Below are 2818 nucleotides of genomic sequence, written 5' to 3'. Positions count from 1 at the left end.
GAGACAAAAAGATCTGCTCCTGCCTTGTTTGCAATCTCGCCGCGTAGAAAAAGATCCACAAAGGAATCATCATCACGGGTATAGACCACCTTTATGCCCGGTATTTTTTTAAGCTCCTCTCCTATTTTTAGCACAATATTCAGGGCAATGTTCTTCTCCATGTACCCATTGCCTAAATTGCCGGGATCGTGCCCTCCATGGCCTGCATCTAAAACAACTACAAAACCATCCTCACCACGATCTATGAATGGAGGATTGGAGAAAGCGAAATGCCCAATAAGAGTGAAGAATACTAAGAATATGAAAAGAAATGTTTTGTTCATGGTTTGGGAGGAATTTTACTTCCTGTACTCGGGTTAAAATTATTGTAATCTGCGGCTGGCAGAAAAAAAATATATGTAAGTTTGATTTCAAAAATCAAGCCAACTCATTACAAAAATAGGATATATAGCTTTGCAATCAAATAAACGGCTTTTTCTTTTCATTGGTTTGTATTTATTGGGGGCCTCTTTGGTTTATAGTCAGGAAGATCAAATAAAACCTCTTCCTATAAAGGCTATACAAGATTCTATTAAAGCCCCGGCCCTGCCACAGTCCCTTGGAATTGATACGGTTAGGACAGATTCTGTTATCTCCGATTCCGTTCCCAAAAAACCTGCCCTGCTGCTAGACAACATCCAATACAAGGCCAAAGATTACGTAAAACTAAGCCAGAAAGATCAGAAAATATATCTCTATAATGAGGCGGAAATTTATTACCAGGATACTGAATTAAAGGCCGGGATCATTATTATGGACTATATTAAAAATGAGGTCTATGCGGGTCGAATTAAGGACTCTCTGGGAAATTATTCTCAATTACCCTACTTTAAACAGGGAGACAATGTGGTAATTCCGGACTCTATACGCTTTAATTTTGACACCCAAAAAGCCGTGATCTGGAATTCCAGATCAGAACAGCAGGCCGGGTTAGGGCAGCTTGGAAGCGATGCTATGAAGGTGTATGCCGAAAAAACAAAAAAGGAGAACGATTCTGTTTACTTTCTGAGTGAAGGAAAACTTACTACTTCCAAAGATACCATTGATCCTGACTATTACATACGTGTTCGCAAAGCTAAATTTGTGCCAAAAAAGAAAGTAATCGCAGGATTCAGCAACCTGTATATTGTGGATGTTCCTACCCCAATTGCTTTGCCATTTGCCTATTTTCCGCTTACTCAGGGCAGGTCTGCGGGGATCATGATGCCTACTTTTGGGAATGATCCGGATCGAGGCTATTTTTTGCAAAATGCGGGGTACTATGTGCCTATTAATGAATACGTGGATCTTACCCTGACAGGGGATCTCTACACCAATGGAAGTTACGGGATACGGGGGCAATCTGTCTATACCAAACGCTACAAATACCGAGGAAATATTAATTTCAGATATGAAAATCAGGTGGTAAGTCAGAAGGGGTTTGATGATTACAGCCGGGGTACCATTTATAATATTCAGATCTCCCATTCCCAGGATCCCAAGTCGAACCCAAATTCGAGACTATCAGCCTCCGTAAACCTTGGAAGCAGTCAATATTTTCGGAATTCACTTTTGCAACAGAACCTGGCACTTACGCAGACCAACAACCTCTCATCCTCCATTTCTTACTCCAAGACTTTTCCGGCCTACCCGTCCGTCAATATGAGTTTAACGGCCACACACAATCAAAACACTAATACCAATGTGGTAGATGTTACTTTGCCAACCCTGCAGGCAAGCATGGAAAGGGTATTCCCTTTTGCGCCAAAAGAGGGCATTAAGAAAGGGGCTATACAGAATGTGAATTTCCAATACGATTTGAATGCACGAAACAGTATTCGCACCAATGATGAGGACTTTCTAACAGCTAAAATGTTTGATGATGCCAGAGTAGGTGCCAGACACCGTATCCCCATAAGTACTAATTTTAAGGTCGCTAAGCATTTCAGCGTTTCCATGGGCGGTAATTATGAAGATATCTGGACGCTGGAAACCTTTGGACAGCGCTTTGATCCGGATACACAAACGGTGGTGACGGATACCATTAGTGGTTTTGACCGGTTCAATCAATACAATTTTAATGCAAGTGTAGGCACCACCTTGTACGGCACCTTTACTTTTGGAGAAGACAAAAAGTTTCAGGCTATCAGACATGTTATGCGCCCTTCCATCAGTTATGGGTATGCCCCCTCTTTTGAACAATATTATGATGAATATCTCAATGAAACTACCGGAGCCGTAGTGCAGTATACCCGCTTTCAAAACACTCTCTACGGAGTTCCCAGCCTCGGAAAGTCGAATGCCTTAAGCTTTTCGTTACAAAATACCCTGGAGGCCAAGGTAAAGGACAAAGACTCTACCGCTACTGAGCCTAAGAAAATTCAGCTACTCAATAGTTTTAATTTATCATCGGGCTACAATTTTGAGGCCGACTCACTTAAGATTAGTCCTGTAAGCATTAGTGGTGGTACCAATATTTTTAAAAATAAGATGTCTGTGAACTTCGGGGCCAGTTTGGATCCGTATGCTATTGATAACAACGGCAGGCGTATCAATACTTTTAATAATGCAAACGGGGGAAGCCTTTTCCGACTAACGAATGCCCGTGCCAATATAGGCTACAGGATTAGCAGTAAGGATTTTGAACCTGAAAAAGAGCGTGAAGAAGAGGAAGAGGACCCTTACAACGGACAGAATTATATTGCGTCTAGTGGAGGCCGAACGGATGATCTATTTGGGACCGCTGACAATTTTAATGACAGTAGCTTTAAGGACAGGGACCCCGATGATGTGAAAAATC

The 2818-nt window shown here is 41.8% G+C and carries 2 protein-coding genes; one reads left to right on the top strand and one right to left on the bottom strand.

Features of this window, described 5'->3' with window-relative positions; genetic code table 11:
- Positions 1–323: N-acetylmuramoyl-L-alanine amidase family protein (locus WBM49_RS05195; RefSeq protein ID WP_424371003.1), on the bottom strand; the 323-nt coding region annotated here is incomplete at its 3' end.
- A 130-nt stretch (positions 324–453) separates the two neighbouring features.
- Between WBM49_RS05195 and WBM49_RS05190 the strand changes: the two genes are divergently transcribed.
- Positions 454–2818, top strand: a 2365-nt coding sequence (locus WBM49_RS05190) for a putative LPS assembly protein LptD (RefSeq protein ID WP_424371002.1), incomplete at its 3' end; no start/stop codon positions are given.

Origin of the sequence: Muriicola sp. (assembly GCF_049669965.1) — a bacterium.
Taxonomy (GTDB): Bacteria; Bacteroidota; Bacteroidia; order Flavobacteriales; family Flavobacteriaceae; genus Muriicola.
The sequence above is the reverse complement of the archived record's forward strand: the minus strand, read 5'-3'. Positions and strand labels throughout refer to the sequence as shown.